General features: G+C 70.3%; 20 protein-coding genes and 1 pseudogene. 9 read left to right on the top strand and 12 right to left on the bottom strand.

The genetic code is table 11. The features are described from left to right. Positions 1–2: 2 nt before the first annotated feature. Both ACGFU6_RS03645 and ACGFU6_RS03640 read right to left on the bottom strand, forming a co-directional pair. The gene (locus tag ACGFU6_RS03645) at positions 3–2,243 is read right to left on the bottom strand and encodes an OmpL47-type beta-barrel domain-containing protein (protein WP_393607874.1); all 2,241 of its coding nucleotides are present in this window, start codon (positions 2,241–2,243) and stop codon (positions 3–5) included. Further along, on the bottom strand, positions 2,240–4,729 hold the full coding sequence (locus ACGFU6_RS03640; RefSeq protein WP_393607873.1) for a ThuA domain-containing protein: 2,490 nt from the start codon (positions 4,727–4,729) through the stop codon (positions 2,240–2,242). The genes ACGFU6_RS03645 and ACGFU6_RS03640 overlap by 4 nt, the downstream gene beginning before the upstream one ends. A gap of 263 nt (positions 4,730–4,992) precedes the next feature. Here ACGFU6_RS03640 and ACGFU6_RS03635 point away from each other — a divergent pair, with 263 nt between their 5' ends. Further along, on the top strand, positions 4,993–6,093 hold the full coding sequence (locus tag ACGFU6_RS03635) for a multicopper oxidase domain-containing protein (protein ID WP_393607872.1): 1,101 nt from the start codon (positions 4,993–4,995) through the stop codon (positions 6,091–6,093). 47 nt (positions 6,094–6,140) lie between these two features. Here the strand turns inward: ACGFU6_RS03635 and ACGFU6_RS03630 are convergent, their stop codons facing one another. Together ACGFU6_RS03630 and ACGFU6_RS03625 are read right to left on the bottom strand one after the other, a co-directional pair. Beyond that, the gene (locus ACGFU6_RS03630) at positions 6,141–6,767 is read right to left on the bottom strand and encodes a restriction endonuclease (protein WP_393607871.1); all 627 of its coding nucleotides are present in this window, start codon (positions 6,765–6,767) and stop codon (positions 6,141–6,143) included. Positions 6,768–7,059: 292 nt separating this feature from the next. Then, positions 7,060–9,306, bottom strand: coding sequence for a DEAD/DEAH box helicase (locus ACGFU6_RS03625; RefSeq protein WP_393607870.1), 2,247 nt, complete (start codon positions 9,304–9,306; stop codon positions 7,060–7,062). A 98-nt stretch (positions 9,307–9,404) separates the two neighbouring features. Here ACGFU6_RS03625 and ACGFU6_RS03620 point away from each other — a divergent pair. The 3 genes and pseudogenes from ACGFU6_RS03620 to ACGFU6_RS03610 form a co-directional block, all read left to right on the top strand. Beyond that, positions 9,405–9,566 (top strand): annotated as a pseudogene (locus ACGFU6_RS03620) (alkanesulfonate monooxygenase); the annotation flags it as partial. 112 nt (positions 9,567–9,678) lie between these two features. Continuing rightward, complete coding sequence (locus ACGFU6_RS03615) at positions 9,679–10,464, top strand: VOC family protein (protein ID WP_393607869.1); 786 nt, start codon at positions 9,679–9,681, stop codon at positions 10,462–10,464. 85 nt (positions 10,465–10,549) lie between these two features. Continuing rightward, entirely contained in the window at positions 10,550–10,804 is a 255-nt protein-coding gene (locus ACGFU6_RS03610) for a WhiB family transcriptional regulator (protein WP_393607868.1), read from the top strand. 81 nt (positions 10,805–10,885) lie between these two features. On the opposite strand, the gene ACGFU6_RS03605 is transcribed toward ACGFU6_RS03610, so the two are convergent. From ACGFU6_RS03605 to ACGFU6_RS03590, 4 genes are all read right to left on the bottom strand, one after another. Further along, positions 10,886–11,812, bottom strand: a complete 927-nt coding sequence (locus tag ACGFU6_RS03605; RefSeq protein ID WP_393608351.1) for a chitosanase — start codon at positions 11,810–11,812, stop codon at positions 10,886–10,888. Positions 11,813–11,910: 98 nt separating this feature from the next. Then, a complete protein-coding gene (locus ACGFU6_RS03600) occupies positions 11,911–12,885 on the bottom strand; it encodes an acyl-ACP desaturase (RefSeq protein WP_393607867.1) in 975 nt (324 codons plus the stop codon). A gap of 275 nt (positions 12,886–13,160) precedes the next feature. Then, complete coding sequence (locus tag ACGFU6_RS03595; protein WP_393607866.1) at positions 13,161–13,352, bottom strand: hypothetical protein; 192 nt, start codon at positions 13,350–13,352, stop codon at positions 13,161–13,163. Positions 13,353–13,360: 8 nt separating this feature from the next. Continuing rightward, complete coding sequence (locus ACGFU6_RS03590) at positions 13,361–14,212, bottom strand: Scr1 family TA system antitoxin-like transcriptional regulator (RefSeq protein WP_393607865.1); 852 nt, start codon at positions 14,210–14,212, stop codon at positions 13,361–13,363. A gap of 154 nt (positions 14,213–14,366) precedes the next feature. Here ACGFU6_RS03590 and ACGFU6_RS03585 point away from each other — a divergent pair, with 154 nt between their 5' ends. Beyond that, complete coding sequence (locus ACGFU6_RS03585; RefSeq protein ID WP_393607864.1) at positions 14,367–14,840, top strand: ATP-binding protein; 474 nt, start codon at positions 14,367–14,369, stop codon at positions 14,838–14,840. Positions 14,841–14,887: 47 nt separating this feature from the next. On the opposite strand, the gene ACGFU6_RS03580 is transcribed toward ACGFU6_RS03585, so the two are convergent. From ACGFU6_RS03580 to ACGFU6_RS03570, 3 genes are all read right to left on the bottom strand, one after another. After that, a complete protein-coding gene (locus ACGFU6_RS03580; RefSeq protein WP_393607863.1) occupies positions 14,888–16,519 on the bottom strand; it encodes an ABC-F family ATP-binding cassette domain-containing protein in 1,632 nt (543 codons plus the stop codon). Positions 16,520–16,803: 284 nt separating this feature from the next. Continuing rightward, positions 16,804–17,220, bottom strand: coding sequence for an SsgA family sporulation/cell division regulator (locus ACGFU6_RS03575; protein ID WP_123530641.1), 417 nt, complete (start codon positions 17,218–17,220; stop codon positions 16,804–16,806). 176 nt (positions 17,221–17,396) lie between these two features. Continuing rightward, the gene (locus ACGFU6_RS03570) at positions 17,397–17,690 is read right to left on the bottom strand and encodes a YciI family protein (RefSeq protein WP_393607862.1); all 294 of its coding nucleotides are present in this window, start codon (positions 17,688–17,690) and stop codon (positions 17,397–17,399) included. Between the two features lie 89 nt (positions 17,691–17,779). On the opposite strand from ACGFU6_RS03570, the gene ACGFU6_RS03565 reads away from it, so the two are divergent. Together ACGFU6_RS03565 and mmpA are read left to right on the top strand one after the other, a co-directional pair. Further along, positions 17,780–18,457, top strand: a complete 678-nt coding sequence (locus ACGFU6_RS03565) for an endonuclease V (RefSeq protein ID WP_393607861.1) — start codon at positions 17,780–17,782, stop codon at positions 18,455–18,457. 79 nt (positions 18,458–18,536) lie between these two features. Continuing rightward, entirely contained in the window at positions 18,537–18,680 is a 144-nt protein-coding gene (gene mmpA / locus ACGFU6_RS03560) for a morphogenic membrane protein MmpA (RefSeq protein WP_393607860.1), read from the top strand. A 7-nt stretch (positions 18,681–18,687) separates the two neighbouring features. Here the strand turns inward: mmpA and ACGFU6_RS03555 are convergent, their stop codons facing one another. Further along, positions 18,688–19,878, bottom strand: coding sequence for a saccharopine dehydrogenase family protein (locus ACGFU6_RS03555; protein ID WP_393607859.1), 1,191 nt, complete (start codon positions 19,876–19,878; stop codon positions 18,688–18,690). Positions 19,879–20,082: 204 nt separating this feature from the next. Between ACGFU6_RS03555 and ACGFU6_RS03550 the strand changes: the two genes are divergently transcribed. Beyond that, a complete protein-coding gene (locus ACGFU6_RS03550) occupies positions 20,083–21,243 on the top strand; it encodes a CaiB/BaiF CoA transferase family protein (protein ID WP_393607858.1) in 1,161 nt (386 codons plus the stop codon). Continuing rightward, positions 21,243–22,385 carry an acyl-CoA dehydrogenase family protein gene (locus ACGFU6_RS03545; protein WP_393607857.1) on the top strand — a complete coding sequence of 381 codons (1,143 nt, stop codon included), beginning with the start codon at positions 21,243–21,245 and terminating at the stop codon, positions 22,383–22,385. Before ACGFU6_RS03550 ends, ACGFU6_RS03545 begins: the two co-directional genes overlap by 1 nt. Positions 22,386–22,392 lie beyond the last annotated feature (7 nt).

The following is a 22,392-nucleotide window of genomic DNA, read 5'->3' as shown; positions in this document are numbered from 1 at the left end:
GCCTAGAGCTCCTGGATCCGGATGTCCCGGTAGGAGATCACGTCCGAGGTGCTGTGGACCTGGAGACCGATGTAGCCGGAGGCGTACCGCCGGCCGTCGGTGCCCGGGTCGTCGTCCCGCGGCGGCTCGAAGACCTGACCGCCGTTGTTGTCGAACTCGTTGAGCAGGACACCGTTGCGGTAGATCGAGTAGTGCTGGTCCACCACCCGGATCTCGTAGTCGTTCCAGGTGCCCTTGGGCGTGACCCCGGCGCCGCCGAGACCCACCCGGTCGAATCCGTAGACGGAACCGGTCTTGTACATGTCGCCGTCCGGCCGGTCGTTGATCTGGATCTCATGGCCGTACTTGATGGCGACCCACTCCGGATTCGGCTCCTCCGGGTTGTCGTGGACGTTCGGGAACCGCACGAACACACCGCCGTTGGCGTTGCCCGCGCCCGGGGCGTCGTCCCGGAACTGGAGCTTCAGCGAGAAGTCCCCGTACTGGCGTCCCGGGAACCACAGCATGCCCATGCCGTCCACCGTGGTGGAGCTGTTGAGCGAGCCGTCCTCCTCGTTCAGCGAGAACTGCCCGCCGCCGACCTGCTGCCACTTGGCGAACGAGGCCGCCGTGCCGTCGAAGAGCTTGTGGTAGCCCTCGTCCTGGCCCGGCTTGCCGATCCCCGACTGCTTGGCGGCCTTGTAGATCTTCTTGACCTCGCGGGCGTCGACCACCCCGGCGGTGAGCAGCTGGTCGAGGACCTTGTCGACGTGCTTGAGGAACAGCGCGTGCGACGACCAGTCCTTCTCGTCCTCGATCAGCTCGTTGATCGTGCAGCGGTTGCCGGTGATCCGGTTGGGGACCCCGGTGTCGACGGTGCCGACGATGACGGTGAGCCGTTCGTCGAACTCCGAGCAGTTCGGCGCCGGCACGCCGCCGCTCTGTGCGACGGTGAACGACGTCTTCTTCGCCTCGGAGGTGTTGCCCGCCTTGTCCGTGGCCCGGTGGGCGACGGAGTGGTAGCCGACGCGGTCGACGATGACGGTGTCGGTGTACGCGAGGTACGGACCGCCGTCCAGCGAGTACTCGACCTTGTCGACGCCCGTGTCGGCGTCGGTCGCGGTGACCGTCACCTTGGCGCTGGTGAGGTAGGCGCCGTCGGAGTTCTTGTCGCCCGCGACCTTCGCGGAGGTCTCCGGCGGCGTGGTGTCCTTCGTCGGCGGCTCGACGACGGTGAACTCCACCGCCTGCTCGGCGGCGGCGTTGCCCGCCTTGTCGGTGGCGCGGTAGCGGATCTTCTGCGCGCCGGTCTCGTGCACCATCACGGGACCGGTGTACGGCTGCCAGGCGCCGTCCGCGCCGACCGCGTACTCGATGGTGTTGACGCCGGACCCGGTGTCGGAGGCGGTCACGGTGACCGTCGCCATGCCCAGGTACTGCCCCTGGTCGTCCTTCTCACCGGACACGGTCGCGGAGGTCTCCGGGGCCGTGGTGTCGTCCGTCGGAGGGGCCGCGACGGTGAACTCCGCCGTCTTCTCGGCGGCGGCGTTGCCCGCCTTGTCGGTGGCCCGGTAGCGGATGACGTGCGCGCCGACCTCGTTCACGACGACGGGCGCGGTGTACGGCTGCCAGGCGCCGTCGGCACCGACCGCGTACTCGACGGTGTCGACGCCCGAGCCCTCGTCGGTGGCCTCGACGGTGACCGTCGCGGAGCCGATGTAGGCGCCGTCGGCGTTCTTGTCGCCGTCGACCTTGGCCGAGGCCTCGGGTGCGGTGGTGTCCTCACCGCCACCCCCGTCGGTCACGGTCAGGATGCCCTGCATCGCCTCGTGCCCCGGCATCGTGCAGTGGTAGAAGTACCGGCCGGGGGTGAGCGTGACCTCTGCCGTCTGCTTGCCGCCCTTGTCGTCGCCCGGGTTGGCCAGCAGGTTCAGGGGGACGTCGTTGTTGAACTCCGGGTCCGACACGCTGAAGGTCAGCGTGTGCGGCATCCCGCTGGTGTTCCCGGTCCCCTCACTGTTCTCGAAGACGATGGTCGCCTTGCCGGCCACCGCCGTCTTCGGTGCGGACAGGTAGTGGTCGATGGGGTTGCCGGCCGTCCAGGTGAGCACCTGGTCGGCCGCCGCCGCGCCGGCCGGGGCGACGGTACGCCCGTAGGCCGCCGTCGAGGTCAGTCCCAGCACCATCAGGAACGACCCCAGCAGGGCGAGCCACAGCCGGGCGGGCCGTGACCGCCTTCGGAAGTAGATCGAACGGTGTCTCACTTCACTGCCGCCTTCCTGGCCAGGTCCTTGACGGCCGGGGTCGCTGCGCCGCCCTTGTACGTCACGCGCCACAGCGCGGACTTGGAGTCGGAGGTGAAGAAGCCGCGCCCGTAGTCCAGGACGTACAGCGAACCGTCCGGGGCGAACTTCCAGTCCATCAGGTTGCGGATGCCGTCCGCGCCGACCGGGATGATCTCCTTGAGGGACTCGGCGTGCGTGGGCAGTCCGCCCTTGCCGACCGTCTTCGGGTCGGTGAGCACGGCGTGCCTGGGCTGGGTGTCGTCGTAGAAGTCACCGACGAACCACTTGCCGTCCCAGTAGGACGGCCACTTGTCGGCGCCGGCCTTCTCGTCGTACCGGTAGACCGGGCCGTTCATCGTGGCCTGGCCGCCGCCCTTGAGCCAGGGCAGCAGTTCCTTCTGGTCCTCCACCTTGTAGCTGGGGATGCCGTTCTCGTCGCGCGGGTAGTCCACGCCACCGCCCTGCGGCGAGTACCAGATGTTGTTGGCGCTGACCGGCGGCAGGTTCACCAGCCCGTCGTTGTTGGGCGACTCGTTCTTGGGGTGGTCGCAGTCGTACCAGCCGAGCGGCTTGCTCGGATCGGGCAGATTGCGGTCCCGGTAGGGCTGCTTGTTGCCCATGCAGTACGGCCAGCCGCGGTTGCTCGCCTGGGTGATCGCGGCGAACGTGTCGTACTTGGCCGGGCCCCAGGTGGTGCTCGGCTCGCCGGCGTCGGGGCCGACCCAGCCCGCGTACAGTGTGTCGGTCGACTTGTCGACGGAGATCCGGGCCGGGTTGCGCACGCCCATCACGTAGATCTCGCCCCGGGTCTTGCCACCGCCCTCGTCGGTCTCCTTGCCGGTGAACAGGTTGCCCTCGGGCAGGGTGTAGGTGCCGTCGTCCTCGGGGTGGATCCGCAGGATCTTGCCGTTGAGGTTGTTCGTGTTGCCCGCGGTGCGCCGGGCGTCGGCGAACGAGACGCCCTTGTAGTTCGGCTCCGGGTTGTTGCCCGAGTAACCGTCGCTGAACTGCGAGGAGTTGTTGTCACCGGCCGCGATGTACAGATTGCCCTTGGAGTCCCAGGCCAGGCCGCCGCCCGCGTGGCAGCAGCTGTGGATCTGGACCGGCCAGTGCAGCAGCACCTTCTCCGAGGAGAGGTCCAGCTTGTTCGTGGCCAGGTCCATGGTGAACCTGGAGACCTGACGGACCGCCATCTGCTTGTCGCGGTCGATCTTGTCGTGGGGTGTGTAGTGCAGGTACACCCAGCCGTTCTTCTCGAAGTCCGGGTCGAGCTCGATGCCCAGCAGACCCTCCTCGACCTTGACCAGTTCGTCGCCGCCGCCCTTGTTGCCGAAGACCGTCAGCTCTCCCGCGAGGGTGACCTTCTTCGTCTTCGGGTCGTAGACGTGGATCTGACCCAGACCCTTGCCGACGTTCGGGTCCTTCCAGTCGGTGACGACCGGCACGCTGCTGTCGGCGCCGCCGCGGCCGATGTACAGCACGCGCCCGTCGGGGGCGGTCACCAGACCGTGCGGTTCGCCGATCTGGTCGTTCTTCCCGGGCTGGTTGGGCTGGGTGACGCGCTCCGCCTTGTAGTTGGAGGTGATCGTCGCCTTGCAGTCGGCCTGCGAGATCCGGGTCGTCCAGTCGAGCGCACCGCGCAGGTGGTCGCGGAAGTCGGCCTCCGCGAAGCTGTCGACCGTACCGCCCATCGCGGTGTAGAAGGACCGGCCGCCGTCGTAGTCACGGCACCAGGAGACCGGGTGGTCCCAGCCGTTGGCGCTCGCCCCGGGCTTGTAGGTGATCTCCCGGACGCGTGCCACGGTGTGCACGTCGCCGGACGGGTTCTCCTTCCAGTTCAGCCACTTGTCGGGACGCTTCCACTCCAGCGGGAGGCTCTTGGTCGCCGGGTGCTGCCGGTCCCCGATCTCCACCGTCGCACGCTGGACGGCTGTGGGGCTGTCGGCCGCCGGACGGGCACCGACCAGTCCGGTGAACCAGTCCGAGTACGGCTCGGTGCGCGCCGCGTCGTGGATGCCGAGGAAGCCGCCGCCGGCCTCCATGTACGCCTCCAGGCCGGCTTCCTGCTCCGGGTCCAGGACATCGCCGCCGCCCGTCAGGAAGACGACGGCGTTGTACTTGCCGAGCTGTTTGCCGTTGGTGAAGACGGCCGGGTCGTCACTGGCCACGGTCTTGAAGCGGCCCGCCTCCGGCCCGGTGAGCCCGATCTTCTCGATCGCCGAGATACCGGCGTCGACCGTCGGGGACTCATCGGACGCGGAGGCGTGGAAGACCAGCACCTTCACATTCGCGCCGCCGGGCGGCGTAGGCAGGGACAACGTTGTCGCCATGGACTCGTGCGGTCCGGGATACGGCCTGGCACTGGCGGCATTGCCGCCGAGCAGGGATGCGGTCAGTGCGCCGGCCGCTACGGCCGCCGCAAGTCCGCGTCGCGATCTGGACCTGTGATGTGGTGTGCGCTGCATGTGGTCACCCACCCCTCTTTGGTCACTGCAACAGCGCATGAAGCTAGACCTCTTTTCGCGACTCGCCAATAGCTATGGCAGCAATCGCACGAACTTTGTCCTTAGTGTGGATAAACGAAGATCCCCGGGCTACGGTATGGCCCGTCCCCGAGGACCACCCGTGCCCGGCGGCGTTGACCGCCATGACCTGCGTACCTCTGCACCGCGTGCCGTAGTTGCCTTGGGTTTCTCCGCAACACCCGTTTGAGAATGGGGAGTTCGACATGGATCGACGTAGCTTCAACCGGCGGATTCTGATGGGCGGCGGGGTGGCGGCGGCAACCGGGGTGACATCGTTGTCCCTCGGTGCGATCGAGGCCACCTCTGCCGAGAACCCGCCCCGGACGGCCCCGGCGGGAGGCGTGGTCCGCCACCTCAAGATGTACGCGGAGAAGCTGCCGGACGGGCAGATGGGGTACGGCTTCGAGAAGGGCAAGGCCTCGATCCCCGGCCCGCTCATCGAGATCAACGAGGGCGACACCCTGCACATCGAGTTCGAGAACACGATGGATGTGGCGGCAAGTCTCCACGCGCACGGCGTCGACTACGACATCGCGAGCGACGGCACCCGGATGAACAAGAGCATCGTCGAACCGGGCGAAACCCGGACCTACACCTGGCGCACCCATGCCCCGGGCCGCAGGAAGGACGGCACCTGGCAGGCGGGCAGTGCGGGCTACTGGCACTACCACGACCACGTCGTCGGCACCGATCACGGCACGGGCGGCATCCGCAAGGGGCTGTACGGTCCGGTGATCGTCCGCCGCAAGGGCGACATCCTGCCGGACAAGACGATCACCATCGTCTTCAACGACATGCTGATCAACAACAAGCCCGCCGACCAGAGTCCCGACTTCGAGACCACGGTGGGGGACCGGCTCGAAGTCGTCATGATCACGCACGGCGAGTACTACCACACCTTCCATGTCCACGGTCACCGCTGGGCGGACAACCGGACGGGCATGCTCACCGGTCCCGACGACCCGACCCGGGTCATCGACACGAAGATCGTCGGACCGGCCGACTCGTTCGGCTTCCAGGTCATCGCCGGTGAACACGTGGGCGCGGGTGCGTGGATGTACCACTGCCATGTGCAGAGCCACTCCGACATGGGCATGGCCGGGATGCTGCTGGTCGCCAAGGCCGACGGGACGGTGCCGGGGCACGAGGCGCACTCGATGTCCTCGCACGACGCGAAGTCACCGGATACCAAGACGTCGGGCGCCGAGTCGCCCGGCGCCAAGACCTCCGATGCCAAGACTTCCGACGCGAAGACCTCGGGTACCAAGACCTCGGACAAGACGGCGGCGCACGAAGGTCACTGACGGGTGAGGGGCCGCGCCCGCCGCTCCTGGACCGGCCGGGAACCGGCTCAGGACAGGGCGGTCGGCCGGCGTGGCGGCGGGACGGCCCGGAGCAGCTTCCACAGGGGCCGGGAGCCGGACGCCCACGCTGCGAGGGTGCGCCGGTCGACGACGTGCAGCCGCTGCTGTCCGGCGAAGACCACAGCGGGTGCGGTGACCCTGCCGTTCGTCACGATCACCGCGATGTCGGCTCCGTGCACCTGACGGGCGGTGCCGTTGAGGACCTGGAGATCCGGTGTCCCCACCGCGGAGCCGGCCAGGCCGTCGCGCCGGTGCTTGCACTGGATCACCCAGCGGCGTCCGTAGGGGTCGGTGGCCTTCACATCGGCGCCGAGGTCCCCGCCGCCGCCCACCCGGAGCGCGTCCTGGCAGCCGTCGCGGCGCATCAGGTCCCGCACGGCGTCCTCGAACCGGGTGTGGTGCAGGGCGTCCAGCTGGGACAGCTCGTACCGCAGGCTCTGCGCGCGGACCGCTTCCCACCGCGCGTTCTGCCGCCTCCGGTGGAGCAGCCCGCCGCCGGCCAGTGCCGCGGCCGCTCCGATGGCGATCAGGATCCACCGGTGGGCCAGTAGCCAGTTGACCAGGGCCATTCCCAGGATGACGGCCAGGACGGCGGCCAGGAGGGGGCCGAGCATCCGGTCGTCCGCGCGCGGGCGCCGCTTGCCGCCCGTGCGGCGGGTAAGGCGCCGTACCGGCGGGCGCCCGGTCAGCCGATGAGCCGCCCGGCCCCTGTGCACCGGGCGGCTCATCGGCCCGACCGCGTAACGCCGTTCGCGACCCGCACGGCCACATGGATCATCAGCAACTGCCGGACCTTCCACCAGAACACGGCCTAGCCGTGACTCGGGTGTGCCGTGCCCGAGTTGCCGGAAACCGGCGGTAAAACGATCCTCCGGCCGGCCGGCGATCCGGCCGTGCACGAGGCCGTCAGACACCGGCCCCCGAGGCCGGGCTCCCGACGTCCGTGTCCGTGCCGGCGTCCGCTGTCGGCTTCGCCTCCGCGGCGAGGCGCTGCTGTTCCTCCTCGACGATGCGGCGGGCCAGCGAGCTGTCCGACGCATCCACCGCGTCCGGTGTCGTCTCGGCGACGGTGCTGCGCCGTGCGTACGCGTCGAACAGCCGCTCCTTGCGGGCCAGGATGTCCAGCATGCGTTCGTCGACGCTGTCCGCCACGAGCAGCCGGTGCACCTGGACCGTGCGTATCTGGCCCATCCGGTGCGCGCGGGCCACCGCCTGGTGCTCCATCGTCGGCTTGATCTGCGGCTCGCAGAGAATGACGACCGAGGCGGCCTGCATGTTGAGCCCGATCCCGCCGGCCTGGATCTGGCTCAGCAGCACCGCGTGGCCGTCCGCCGCCGTGAAGGCGTCGATCAGCTCCTGGCGCCGGGCTGCCGGCACGCTGCCCGACAACGGGCCGAACACATCCCCGTCCAGACTCTGGCGGACCGTCTCCAGCACCTCGCGGAAGTACGAGAACACCACGACCTTCAGGCCGTTGCCCGAAGCCTCCGCGACCAGTTCACGCAGCCGGTTCAGCTTCGCCGAGGTGGCCGGAGCGGCGTACGCGGCCCGCCGCATCCGCATGAACTGCCCGGCACCCACCGCCTCGCGGTAGGCCAGCAGATCGGCCGGGCTGAACTCCTCCCACTCGTCGACCTGGACCAGCGCCGGAAGTTCGGTGAGGACGTCCTCCTGATTGCGGCGCAGATAGGCGGGCGCCACGGCCCGGCGGAAGGTCTGGGATCCGGCGGCGCCGTGGCTGGTGCTGATCAACGGGGCCAGTTCGGGCTGGAGCTGGCGGACGAGGCTGCGGAACTCCTCCACCCGGTTCTCCATCGGTGTGCCGGTGAGGAACAGCACCCGCTCGGTCCGCTGCGACCAGCCGGCGACCGCCCGGGAACGGCGGGTGGCGGGATTCTTGACGTAGTGGGCCTCGTCGACCACGAGCATCCCGGGCCGCAGGCCGGAGCCGTCCGCGTCGGGCAGGGTGTGCAGGGCGTCGAACGTGGTGAGGGCGACCCCGCCGTCCGCACGCCACTGCGCGAACGCGTCCTGCCGCTCCGGACCGTGCAGGGGCAGCACCCGCAACGTCGAGCGGGACCGGACCTCGCGGGCCCAGTTGATCAGCACGCTCGCCGGGCAGACCACCAGGAAGTGGGTCTCGCCCATGGCCGCGAGATGGGCCAGCGCGGCGATGGCCTGCACGGTCTTGCCGAGCCCCATCTCGTCGCCGAGGATCACCCGCTTCTGCGCGAGCGCGAAGCGGGCCCCGAACGACTGGTATCCACGCAGCGACACCCGCAGCCGCGCGTCGTCCAGCCGCAGCCCGCGCACCCGGTCCGCGATCCCGGACGGCAGGAACCCCTCGGCCGCGTCCCGGTCGGGTCCGGTGCCGGACATCTCGGCGAGCAAGCTGTAGTACTCGGCGGAGCGCACCTCGAAGTCGACCCAGGCCGCGACCGCGGAATCCGGGTCGCGCAGCAGGTCGACCGACACCTGCCCGAACAGCAGCGGGAGCTCCCGCTCCGCCGCCTCGGCCGTCACGGCCCGGACGTCCGCGAGGGCGGCCAGCGCCTGCGCCCGTGCCGGCCGCCGCGCGAAGAGCATCCGCAGCCGCCCCCTGGCCGGGGCCGCCGCGGCCAGCAGCGGATCCAGCCGCCCGGCCAGGCCGCGGGCCCCGTCCACCGCGCGCCGCACGTCCGGCCCCGCCTCGACCAGCCGGTACAACGCGGTGACCAGGGCGGTCGTGGCGTCGTCCGGGGACTCCACGGCTATCCGCACCGTGACCGTGTCCCGCACGGCGTGCGCGATCCGGTTCGCCGCGGCGAGCGCCTGATCGGCGGTCTGCGCGCCGACGCCGGGGATCTGGCGGAGCTCGTACCGGTTCGCCCCGTGCACCTCCGCGACGTTCGTGAGACCGGCCTGCTCGAACGCGCCGACGCGCAGCCGGCCCTCGGTGACGTCCCTCAGCCTGGACACCGGGATGCCCGCCAGTTCACCGCCGACGAGGGCGTCGAGCAGCGGGTCGAGGGCGGCCCGTACCGCGTCGACGGCGCGGGTGTGATCGGCCAGCACCCCGCGAGCCGCCTCCAGCAGCCCCTCGGCCCGCGCGAGCAGCTCCCGGGCGGTTCGCCCGGTCGGCACCCCGCCCCCCGTGGGCCCGGCCTCAGTCATGTACGTCCCTCTGTCCCCGCGGGTCTCACCACCGCTCCCGGCAACCGGCCGGAGCCACTCGTATCGTCCCATGCGCGGCTGACAGCGCGGGAGAACGCGGCGGCTCAACGGCCGTGGTCGGATCCACCGCGCAGGTCGTCGAACGGCTCAAGGAGTTCCAGGACCTGGGTGTGGACACCTTCATCCTCTCCGGCAACCCGCTGCTGGAAGAGGCCTACCGGGTGGCCGAGACGGTGCTTCCGGCGGGCGTCACCCGCTGAGCCGTCCGCACCGGTGCGGACGGACTGCGGTTGTCAGTGCCCGGTGCAAGACTCGGACACATAGGCAAGAAACCTGATGTGTCCGAGAACGGGACGACGGAAGGAGCACCCCATGCTCACCACCCGTTTTGTCGACGGCGCCCCCAACTGGCTGGATCTCGGCACCCCGGATCTCGACGGTGCCACGGCCTTCTACACCGCTCTCTTCGGCTGGGGGTACGAGGCCGGTGGCCCCGAGACCGGTGGCTACGGCATGTTCACGCTCGACGGGAAGTCGGTCGGGGGCGTGATGACCGTGCCCGAGGAGCAGTCGAAGGCATCCTGGTCGGTGTACTTCCGGTCGGCGGACGTCGACGCCACCGCCCGGCTCGTGGAGAAGTCCGGCGGTTCGGCGCCGTTCGCGCCGATGGACGTGCTGGAGTTCGGCCGGATGGGCGGGTTCACCGACCGGGGCGGGGCGTACTTCGGTATCTGGCAGCCGAAGCAGCTCGTGGGGCTCGGGGTCGCGGGGGACACCGGCAGTCTGTGCTGGGCTGAGCTGTACACCCCGGACGTCCCGGCCGCCGCGGCGTTCTACGCCGCGGTCCTCGGCTGGGAGAGCAGCCAGGTGCCCTACCCGGGCGGTGGCGGATCGTACACGGTGGTCCGTACCTCGGGTGGCGGCGAGGAGAGCTCCTTCGGCGGGCTCGTCCCGCTCGACGCCGTGCCGGTACGGGCTGTCGTGGGCCCGCACTGGCTGCCGTACATCGAGGTCGAGGACTGCGACGCCACGGTGGCCGAGGTCGAGCGGCTGGGCGGCAAGCTGACACTGGCGCCGCTGGAGATGGAGGGCGTGGGCAGGTTCGCCAACGTCACCGATCCCTGTGGTGCGCCGTTCGCGGTGATCAGGAGCGCGTAGCCGCCGACCTGCTCCCGGTGGCCCGGGGCCGGTGATTGATGCATCGTTGATCAGTCGTTTATCGCGGCACGGCACTGTGTGCTGCATGCTGATCAACACCCCGACCGACCCCGCTCTCGCCTGGCAGGAGACAGCGCTGTGCGCGCAAGCGGGGCCCGAGTTCTTCTTCCCCGCCCCCGGCAGCTCCACCCGGGAGGCCAAGCAGCTCTGCAACGCCTGCGAAGGGCGTCAGGCCTGCCTGGAGTACGCCCTCGACAACGACGAGCGCTTCGGCGTGTGGGGCGGGCTCTCAGAGAAGGAGCGCGACCGGCTGCGCAGAGCGGGGCGCGACCGCGCGTGATCGCGTGCGCCGGGCCGGTGACCCCGGCCGGGCGCCCGCGTCACGACACCCGTTTCAGGACGCCCGCGGGGCGCCCCCGTGTCAGGACGCCACGTGGAAGGTCTCGCCGTACATCTTCCACGTCAGCGGCGGGGTCAGCCCCAGGTTGTCGTCGTACAGGAACTCCCGCTGCGTCGTGTCGATGCGCGAGGTGTCGTGCTGGTTCTTCTTCGACTTCATCACGGCCCGCGCGGCATCCAGGAACGCGTCCAGATAGACCTTCTCGTCGCCGCCCTCGTCGACCGTGTCGGCCTCGGCCAGTGCCGCCTTCCGGATTCCGTAGAAGGCGTCGGGCTCCGTCCCCGGGCCCTGCAGCACCATCGCGTCGAAGTAGATGAACTGGCCGAGGGTGCCGAGTCCGTCCAGCTTGGCCAGCCGTACGGCCGGCTCGAAGTACTGCTTGTCCCTGACCCGGTCCTGTGCGGCGCGGAACACCGGGTCCTCGGCCGACTTCTTCCACGCGGCCGTGAAGCCGGGGTCCAGGCCCTTGTGCGAGCCGGTGCCGTCGACCTCGCGCAGAGCGGGGACGAACCGCTTCAGCGGGCTGTCCGGATGGTCCTTGGTGAACGCCTCGACGAACGTGAGCATGTCGTGCGTTCCGGAGCAGAACCCGACGATCCCGGCCGTGTAGCCGGTGCCGTCGCCGTTGTCGTCGATCATGCCGTACTGGCCGTGCCAGTCCAGCGTCGAGCTCTCCGACGTCGCCAGCAGCTTCCAGGCCAGCTCGCGTTTCGCCGGTGCGGCCAGTCCGGCCGGCATCGCCTCGACGCGCTCGTCCAGCTGACGGCGTTCCTCGTCGTTCGCGGCGGCGTACGGGTCGGGGCCCACGGACGCGTCGGCCGGGTCCGCGGCGGCAGCGGAGCCTCCGGCGGGGGAGCCGGCGGACGGCTCGGGATCGTCGCCGCCGCCGTTGAAGAGGATGGAGGCGGCGATGGCTATCGGCGCGGCGAAGAGAACGAAACGCGTCACAGGTTTCACCGGCACAGAGTACGGTCCGCGAGCCCGCCGTGAGGGGCCACCCCGCCCCGCGGTGAGCGGTCACCGCGGGGCGGAGGGCGGCCGGAGCGTCAGGCCTGGGTGCGGGCCGCCAACCGTGCCTTGCGTGCGGCCAGCTTCTCGTCGAACTTCGCGGCCTCGCTGTCCAGCCCGTTCATGTACAGGCCGAGCTCCTCCTGCGCCTTCAGACCGTCCGGGCCGAGCCCGTCGATGTCCAGCACCTTCAGGTAGCGCAGCACGGGCTGGATGACGTCGTCGTGGTGGATGCGCATGTTGTAGATCTCGCCGATCGCCATCTGCGCGGCGGCCCGCTCGAAGCCGGGCATGCCGTGGCCGGGCATCCGGAAGCCAACGACGACGTCGCGCACGGACTGCATGGTCAGGTCCGGGGCGAGCTCGAAGGCCGCGCCCAGGAGGTTGCGGTAGAACACCATGTGGAGGTTCTCGTCGGTGGCGATCCGCGCCAGCATCCGGTCGCAGACCGGGTCGCCCGACTGATGGCCGGTGTTCCGGTGGGAGACCCGGGTGGCCAGCTCCTGGAAGGCGACATAGGCCACGGAGTGCAGCATCGAGTGGCGGTTGTCGGACTCGAAGCCCTCCGCCATGTGCGCCATCCGGAACTGCTCCAGCTTGTCCGGGTCGACCGCGCGCGAGGTGAGCAGGTAGTCGCGCATCACGATGCCGTGCCGGCCCTCCTCGGCCGTCCAGCGGTGCACCCAGGTGCCCCAGGCGCCGTCGCGGCCGAAGAGCGAGGCGATCTCGTGGTGGTAGCTGGGGAGGTTGTCCTCGGTCAGCAGGTTCACGACCAGGGCGATCTTGCCGATGTCGGTGACCTTGGACTGCTCGGGCTCCCAGGCCTGGCCGTCCTCGAAGATGCCGGAGAAATTCCGGCCGTCGGAGAAGGGCACGTACTCGTGCGGCATCCAGTCCTTGGCGACCTTGAGATGGCGGTTGAGTTCCTTCTCCACCACCTCTTCCAGCGCGTACAGCAGTTGGGCGTCAGTCCACGCCTGTGAACTGCCGAGGTGGGGAGAGGCGATAGTCACGGGGAGCTCCTGGGGACGGGAGAATTACCTACGGCTTCGTAGGTTACGAGACCGTAGGTTAAAGCGGCAGTAAGGCCGGAGCCAAGCCCACCCGGGCGATATGTGCTTACCTTGTGTAATAGGTGCAGGTCAGCCCGGTATACGGAGGGTCAGGACGGCTGTGGGGGAGGGGGGTCAGAAAGCGAAAAGGCCGGGCCCGGCCCCCGGTGGCGATGGGCTCTGAACAGTCGGCATACTCGGAGCGCACGGCGCACGGGGGGCTCGGTCGGTCAGGGTCAGAGCAGATGGTCCGCCGCGCCGGACTTCACCGCGAAGATCAGTGCCCGCAGTGCCTCCACGGAGTCGCTGACATAGGTGGCGGTGTCGGTGGTGGAGCCGATGTAGGCACGGCCCTGCTCGTCCAGTCCGAAACGGAAGCAGTTGGCACCCTCGCTGCAGAACGCCTCGTCCCAGCAGATGTCGTTCATGTCTCTCCTCAGAGGTCCTTGGCTATGCACCGGATGAAGTCGCGTGATTCCCCGACGGGCAGTGCGAGCGCCCGAAGACGCTCCAACAGGCCTCGGTAGCGCCTCAGTTGCATGTCCGCATCGAGCAGCATCGAGCCGTGCGAGGAATCGAGCTGCACGGTATCGAGCTGGGGGACCGCCGCGCCGACATATGTGAAGGACTGTCCGGCGCCGGGGAACCCGCCGGCCGCGAACGGGATCACCCGGACGGTTGTCCGGTCCCGTTCGGACTGGGCGAGGATGTGCTTCAGCTGCGCCTCGGTGACCTTGGGGCCGCCGAACTGCATCCGGAGGGCGGCCTCGTGGACCACCGCCTCGTACAGGGGTGGCCGGTCCCGTTCGAGCACCTCCTGTCGGCGCAGCCGCAGCGAGAGCCGGGCCATCAGGTCGGGGCGCGGCAGCTGGGGGTCGGCGGTGTCGAAGACCGCCCGCGCGTGCTCCTCGGTCTGCAGCAGCCCCGGGATGTGCGTGGTGGTCGCGGTGTTCAACTCCACCGCGTGGAACTCCAGTTCGGCGATGTCCAGCAGGCTGGGCAGCAGGAGTCCGCGATGCTCCTCCCACCACCCCCTGGCCCGCTCCTGTGCCATCTCGGCCAGCAGGTCCACGAGGCCGGTGTCGGGGCAGCCGTAGTTGAAGGCGAGGGTGCGGACCCGTTCGGCGCTGATGCCGAACCGGCCCGATTCGATGTTCGGGATCCGGGTGCGGTCGACGCCGAGCAGTGCGGCGGCCTGCTGGGCCGTCATTCCCGACTGCTCACGCAGCTTGCGCAGTTCGTACCCGAGGCGCTGTTGCCGGGCGGTCGGGGTGCTCCTGGGAGGCACGCTGTGTGTCCTTCCGGGTGTGGGGAGTCAGTGAAATGACCGGAACAACACAAGTAGTAGCACTGTGCTCCGCTTGTGGGCTACGGTCGGTAGCGCAAGTCTCACACGGGGCGACCATGCCTCTGTGTGACCGCCGCCACACGAACCGGGATATGTGAGTACTTTGATGAAGGGCGCACTGCGTTGCCTCCCCGCCCTCGCCCCCACCGGGCCCCACCCGCCGAGAGCGGACAATCTGAGCTATTCGTTCGCCCTGCCCGGTGGGGCCTTCTGTGCCGGACTCGCCCGCCGCGTCGTGAGTGACCTGCTCATCCGGCACGACCTCGCGGGACTCCGCGATACCGCGGTCCTCGCCACGTCCGAACTGGTCGCCGTGGCCTACCGGTTCACGCCCGACCGGGAGATGCTGCTGCGGATCCACTGGCATTTCGACGCTCTGCGGATCGTCCTCTACGACCAACACCCGTGCCACACGACGCCCGAGAGGTCCGAGGAGTGCAGGGAGCGCCGCAGCGCCGACATGTGGCTGCTGGCGGCCGCGGTCGACGCGCACGGCGGTGACTGGGGACTCGCCCCCGCCCTGACGGCCACCGGCGGCTCCAAGACCTGGGCGTTACTCCACCCCTAGCCCCGCACCGCCCCGCTTCCGGTCTCTCCCCCCACACGCGGGGTTCCTCACATACTCGCGCGCACCTCCTGCGCCGTGGTGTCCCGGAGTTCACCGTCGAGCAGCAGCCAGCGCGTGATTCCGAGTGACTCCAGGAACGGCACGTCGTGACTCGCCACGATGAGCGCTCCCTCGTACGACTCCAGTGCCGCCGTCAGCCGGCTCACGCTCGCCAGGTCCAGACTGTTCGTCGGCTCGTCCAGCATCAGCAGCTGGGGCGCCGGTTCGGCGAGCAGCAGCGCGGCCAGCGCCGCACGGAACCTTTCGCCGCCCGACAGGGTCCCCGCAGGCCGGTCCGACCGTGCTCCCTTGAACAGAAAGCGTGCCAGCCTCGCCCGGATGGCGTTGTCCGTGGCATCCGGTGCGAACCGTGCCACGTTCTCCACCACGCTCAGCCCGTCGTCGAGCACGTCCAGCCGCTGCGGCAGGAAGCGTGTCGGGACCTCCACCGCGGCCTCGCCGGACACCGGTGCCAGCTCGCCGACGAGCGTCCGCAGCAGTGTGGTCTTGCCCGCTCCGTTACGTCCCACCAGCGCGATGCGCTCCGGACCGCGCACCTCGAACGCGCCCTGGACCCGGGCCCCGTAGGCCAGTTCCAGATCGCGCAGCACCAGCACGCCTCGGCCCGGATGGACCTTGGTGTGCGGGAGCTCGACCCGGATCTCGTCGTCGTCGCGCACCGCCTCGACCGCGTCGTCCAGGCGCTCCCTCGCCTCGGCCAGCCTGTCGGTGTGCATGATGCGGTGCTTGCCGGCCGACTCCTGCGCGGCACGCTTACGGGCGCCCATGACGATCTTCGGCTCGCGCTTCTGGTCTTTCATCTTCTGCCCGTAGCGCTTGCGCCGGGCCAGCTTGACCTGGGCGTCCGCGAGTTCGCGTTTCTGCCGGTGCACATCGGCCTCCGCGACCCGCACCATGCGCTCGGCGGCCTCCTGCTCCACGGCGAGCGCCTCCTCGTACGCGGAGAGGTTTCCGCCGTACCAGGTGACCTCGGAGCCCCGCAGATCCGCGATCTGGTCGACGCGTTCCAGGAGTTCCCGGTCGTGGCTGACGATCACCAGGACCCCGCTCCACGCGTCGACCGCGGCGTACAGGCGTTGTCGTGCGTACAGGTCCAGGTTGTTCGTCGGCTCGTCGAGCAGCAGTACGTCCGGCCGGGCCAGCAGGAGTGCGGCCAGCCGCAGCAGTACGCACTCCCCGCCGGACACCTCACCGATGGTCCGGTCGAGCCCGATGTGCCCGAGGCCGAGCTGGTCGAGCGTGGCGCGGGCCCGCTCCTCCACGTCCCAGTCGTCGCCGACGGCCGCGAACCGCTCCTCGCCGACGTCGCCCGCCTCGATGGCGTGCAGCGCCGCACGGGCCGAGGCGATGCCGAGGGCCGCGTCGACCCGCAGCGCGGTGTCCAGGACCAGGTTCTGCGGCAGGTACCCGACCGTGCCCGTCGCCCCGATCCGGCCCCCGGCCGGGGTGAGGTCGCCGGCGATGAGCCGCAGCAGGGTCGACTTGCCCGCGCCGTTGACGCCGATGAGACCGGTTCGGCCGGGTCCCACGGTCAGATGGAAGTCGTCGAACACCTCGCTGCCGTCCGGCCAGGCGAAGGAGAGCGACGAGCAGGTGATGTGTGCGAGCGGAGCTGACATGGGGAATCTCCCGGTTGCGAGGAACGTCAGGGGCAACGGGATCGAGACACCGGCCACCGGCGTTCCACGGAAGGATTCCGGATTCCGGAATGTGTGGAGGAAAGCCCTGGTCGCGGAGGACAGCTCGTAGAGCCGAGGTCACACTCGGGCACGCGGGCATGTGGGGACATGGCACGGCGTGCGACGCGGTGTCTCAAGACCTCAGACGAGCAACGTCCTGCTCCGATCGGCGACGACAAGGACACCGCGGACGCTACGCCCGGCCGGGTGGCGGGGCAAACGAATTAGCGGGAGCCGCCGAGCAGGTCCGTCAGGCTTCGGTCCAGGTCCAGGAAGCGGTGCTCGGCACCGACGGGCACCAGCTGCTGGGTCCGCCGCAGGAACCGCCGCAGGTCGGCGGTGCGTACGTGCACCATCGCGATGCCCTCGGCGGCGTGGAACTCCAGCACCGTGCGCTCGTACCCGAAGGGCCTGATCCGTACGTCACCCAGGCCGGCCGGCGCGTCCGTGCCCTCCGCGAGCAGCTCCCGGGAGAACTCCCAGGCCACCTCGGTGCCCTCCAGCGTCGCGGGTGCGGGGAAGGCCATGCGGATCGCGAAGGGGTCCGTGCGGTCGTAACTCAGGACGGCGGGGAGTGTCTCCATCTGCGGCGCGGACGCCACCATGCGGGCCTGCACGGACTGCTCGATAACGATGGACAAGACCTGCTCCCTCTCGCGACCGGATGAACGGGTTCCCGGCACTGATACAGACGACGGAAGCCGCCGATCCGTGCACCGGGGGACCGCGTGAGCTGCGTCACCGCTCACCGCTCACCGCTCACCGCTCACCGCTCACCGCTCACCGCTCACCGCTCACCGGTCCCGCAGGGGCGTGGTCACAGCTGCTGACGGTGGGGCGCGAGGGCCTGCGAGGTCCTGGTCGCGATGAATTCCGTGATCCGGTAGGCGCAGACCCCGTGCACGGCGAAGGGATCGGTCTCCGTGAGCCGCTCGATGGCGGCCCGGTCGTCCCCGACCGCGAGGATCACTCCGCCGTCCCGCGGGTTCTTGCGGCCGGAGGCGATGAACACCCCGGCCGCGTACTGCGTGTCGAGCCAGCCGGCATGCTCCTTCATCAGCGCGTCGACACGGTCCAGCGGTGCGGAGTAGGACAGCTCAAGTACGAACATGATCTCCAGGCTACGGGAGTCCGGGGGCGGTTGAGGGCAGTGACGACGCGACCCCCGCCCCGAACGAAAGACCTAAGCTGGTCGCCACCATGACAACTCTTCGGATGCCCGCCGACGAGGCCGCGGCCCGCGCCCTCCAGGACTCCCTGCGCGCCCGGGTGGTGCTCGACGAGCCGGGACCGCCGCCCGGCACCGGCCGGGTGACAGGTGTCGACGTCGCCTACGACGACGAGCGCGACGTCGTCGTGGCGGCGGCCGTCGTCCTGGACGCGGCCACCCTGGACGTGGTGGCCGAGTCCACCGCCGTCGGCCGGGTCACCTTCCCGTACGTGCCCGGACTCCTGGCCTTCCGCGAGATCCCCACGGTGCTCTGCGCGCTGGAGTCGCTGCCGGTTGACCCGGGCCTCGTCGTCTGCGACGGATACGGACGGGCGCACCCCCGCCGCTTCGGGCTCGCCAGCCATCTGGGGGTGCTCACCGGGCTGCCGGTCATCGGCGTCGCGAAGAACCCGTTCACCTTCTCGTACGAACAGCCCGGCCCGAGCCGCGGCGACCGCTCACCGCTGCTCGACGGGGACGAGGAGGTGGGCCGGGCGCTGCGCACCCGGAACGGCACGAAACCGGTCTTCGTCTCCGTCGGCCACCGCACCGGCCTCGACAACGCCTGCGCGCACACCCTGCTGCTGGCCAGGGACTTCCGCCAGCCCGAGACCACCCGCCGGGCCGACGCGCTCTGCCGGCGGGCGCTGCGCGAGGCGACCGGCTGAAGGCGACGCGGGCCGCGGCGAGGGTGTCTGAGTATCCGTACGGATAGCGTTCGACGATCATGGTCGGCACTCTGGACACATGAACGTACCTCGCACACCCACCCGAACCGCACCCCTTCACCCCGCTCAGCGCCGCGCCGCGGTGGGCATGCTGATCGGGGGTGCGGTGGCGTTCGTCTGGGCCGGGGCGATGCTCTACACCCTCGCCTCGTGGATCCTCTAGCGGCGCGTCAGCGGACCGCCGCCACCCGGAAGCCCAGCCCGGCCGCCCGCAGCCGTTCGCCCAGCGCGTCGCCCATCGCGACGGCCGTGGTGACCTGCCCCGACACCGTCGGCAGCTCGTCCAGGGCCAGGCACAGCGCGGACTCCGCGAGCATCCGGGCCGTCTCGCCGTAGCCCGGGTCGCCGCCCGACACCTCGGTGAACACCCGGCGGCCGCCGCCCTCGCCGACGAAGCGCACCGTGAACCAGCTGCGCTGCCTGCGCTCCGCGTCCGGGCCCGAGCCGGGCTCGTACCGGTTCATCAGCCACGTCCGTGCGGCGGGCAGCTGCGCGGCGCCCAGCAGGGCACCCATCGCCGCGGTGCCGCCCAGTGCCACCGGCAGGTGCTTGACCGAGGCGTAGTGGCGGTAGCGGAAGTCCGGGCCGTAGCGGGGCAGCGCGCGGGCCGAGCGCTTCACGAGCTGCCCGTCGATCGTGGGCAGCGGAAGTGCCCAGGTCCCCGTCTCCGTACTGAAGCGCGGCCCGCCCATCGGCGCGCTGGCGCGGCGGCCGACCAGGCGCGGCTCGTGCAGCCGGCGCTCGCGCGCGGCGCGCAGCATCTGCGGGCCCCGGCCCATCGAGTTGAGCGCCGAGGCGAACGTACCGCCCGAGAAGGCGGCGTTGCTGCGGACGAAGCCGTCGATCCGCAGGGGCACCCCCTCGGGCAGCTGCTGGACCGTGAAGTACACCCCGAGGTCGTGCGGCACGGAGTCGAAGCCGCACGCGTGCACGATCCGGGCGCCGGTCTCGCGCGCCCGGGCGTCGTGCTCCAGGTAGACCCGGTCGATGAACTCCGGCTCGCCGGAGAGATCCGCGTAGTCCGTGCCCTCCTCGGCGCAGGCCGCGACCAGCTTCTCGCCGTACCAGACGTACGGGCCGACCGTCGTGGCCACCACATGGGTGGACCCGGCCAGTTCGCGCAGCGACCCGGCGTCGTCCGCGTCGGCGTGCAGCAGGGGGATGTCCGCGCAGTCCGGACGGAGGGAGGTGAGGTGATTGCGCAACTGCTCCAGTTTGGCGCGATTGCGGCCCGCCAGAGCCCATCGGCACCCCTGTGGCGCGTGTGCCGCCAGATATTCGGCGGTGAGGACTCCCACGAATCCGGTGGCGCCGAAGAGGACTACGTCATAGGGGCGTTGTGCCCCGTTCTGCCTGTTCACGAGTGCCTCCGCACGGGCCGGCGCCGATGTAGCAGCCAGAGGTTAGCGGAGGTGGACGTGGCGGTGTGCGGCCGGGAGGCTTTCGTGGGGGAGGATCGGCCGAAAAGAACTAAGCGCTTGCTCGGCCGAAAGGGTTGTGCGGAGGGCGGCCGGTTCTTAGCATCATCGGTGTTACATCAGTTGTGTCATACCGCTGGGGGCTTGATGGCAACAGCAGGGAACGGTGCGCACGGCCCGCGGGGCCCGCTCGCCGGAGTACGGGTGGTCGAGCTGGCGGGCATCGGGCCCGGTCCGTTCGCCGCGATGCTCCTGGCCGATCTGGGCGCCGACGTGGTGCGGGTGGACCGGCCCGGCGGCGCCGGACTCGGCATCGACCCGGCCCGCGACCTCACCAACCGCAACAAGCGCTCCGTCCTCGTCGACCTCAAGGCCGAGGGCGGCCCGGACACGGTCCTGGACCTGGTGGGGCGCGCCGACATCCTCATCGAGGGCTACCGGCCGGGCGTCGCCGAACGGCTGGGAATCGGCCCCGACGCCTGCCTGGCCCGCAATCCGCGCCTCGTCTACGGGCGGATGACCGGCTGGGGCCAGGACGGCCCGCTCGCCGAGCGGGCCGGGCACGACATCGCCTACATCGCCCTCACCGGCACCCTCTCCATGATCGGCAAGCCGGACGAGCCGCCCACCGTCCCGGCCAACCTGCTCGGGGACTACGCGGGCGGCTCGCTCTACCTCGTCGTCGGCGTCCTCGCCGCCCTCCAGCACGCCCGCACCCCCGGCGGCTCCGGCCAGGTCGTGGACGCGGCGATCGTCGACGGCACCGCCCACCTCGCCATGATGATCCACGGGATGCTGGCGGCAGGCGGCTGGCAGGACCGGCGCGGCTCCAACCTGCTGGACGGCGGCTGCCCGTTCTACGGCTCCTACGAGACCGCCGACGGCGAGTACATGGCGGTCGGCCCGCTGGAACAGCGGTTCTACGCCGAGTTCACCGAGCTCCTCGGCATCGGCGAGACGGCGCCCGACCGAGGCGACCTCTCCCGCTGGGACGAACTGCGCGCGGTCGTCGCCGCCCGGTTCCGCACCCGCACCCGCGCCGAGTGGACCGAGGTCTTCGACGGCTCGGACGCCTGCGTGGCGCCCGTCCTCTCGCTCCGCGAGGCACCGCACCATCCGCACCTCGCCGCCCGCGCCACCTTCGTCGAACACGGCGGACTCACCCAGCCCGCACCCGCGCCCCGCTTCTCGGCCACGCCCGCCTCCGTGCACGGCGGTCCGGCGCTCCCGGGCGCCGACACCGAAGACGTCGCCGCCGACTGGGACGTACCGGCTCTGCGGACCATCCGGAAGGACACCACCGACTGATGCAGCGGCAGATCTTCACCGACGAGCACGACGCGTTCCGCGAGGCCGTGCGCACCTTCCTGGCCAAGGAGGTGCTCCCGCACTACGAGCAGTGGGAGAAGGACGGCATCGTCTCGCGCGAGGCCTGGCGCGCGGCAGGCCGGCAGGGGCTCCTCGGCCTCGCGGTGCCCGAGGAGTACGGGGGCGGCGGCAACGCCGACTTCCGCTACAGCGCCGTACTGGCCGAGGAGTTCACCCGGGCGGGCGCCGCGGGGCTCGCGCTCGGCCTGCACAACGACATCATCGGCCCCTACCTCACCGGCCTCGGCACCGACGAGCAGAAGCGGCGCTGGCTGCCCGGCTTCTGCGGCGGCGAGATCATCACCGCCATCGCCATGACCGAACCCGGTGCCGGATCCGACCTCCAGGGCATCCGCACCACGGCCGAGGACAAGGGCGACCACTGGCTGCTCAACGGCTCCAAGACCTTCATCTCCAACGGGATCCTCGCCGACCTGGTCGTCGTCGTGGCGAAGACCACCCCGGAGGGCGGCGCGAAGGGCCTCTCGCTGATAGTCGTCGAGCGGGGTGCGGAGGGCTTCGAGCGCGGCCGCAACCTCGACAAGATCGGCCAGAAGTCCCAGGACACCGCCGAGCTGTTCTTCAACGACGTCCGGGTGCCCAAGGAGAACCTCCTCGGTGAGCTCGACGGCGCCTTCATCCACCTGATGACCAACCTCGCCCAGGAACGCATGGGCATAGCGGTCGCCGGGATCGCCGCCGCCGAGCACCTGGTCGAGATCACATCCGAGTACGTCAAGGAGCGCGAGGCCTTCGGGCGCCCGCTCTCCAAGCTCCAGCACATCCGGTTCGAGATCGCGGAGATGGCCACCGAGTGCGCCGTCACCCGCGCCTTCCTCGACCGGTGCATCGTCGACCACTCGGAGGGGACGCTCGACGCCGTGCACGCCTCGATGGCCAAGTGGTGGGCCACCGAACTGCAGAAGCGGGTGGCCGACCGCTGCCTCCAGCTCCACGGCGGCTACGGCTACATGACGGAGTACCGGGTGGCCAAGGCGTTCACCGACGGCCGCATCCAGACCATCTACGGCGGCACGACCGAGATCATGAAGGAGATCATCGGCCGCTCGCTGCTCGCCTGAGCCCCCG

It is taken from the genome of Streptomyces sp. NPDC048462 (genome assembly GCF_043200175.1).
GTDB lineage: Bacteria > Actinomycetota > Actinomycetes > Streptomycetales > Streptomycetaceae > Streptomyces.
The sequence above is the reverse complement of the archived record's forward strand: the minus strand, read 5'-3'. Positions and strand labels throughout refer to the sequence as shown.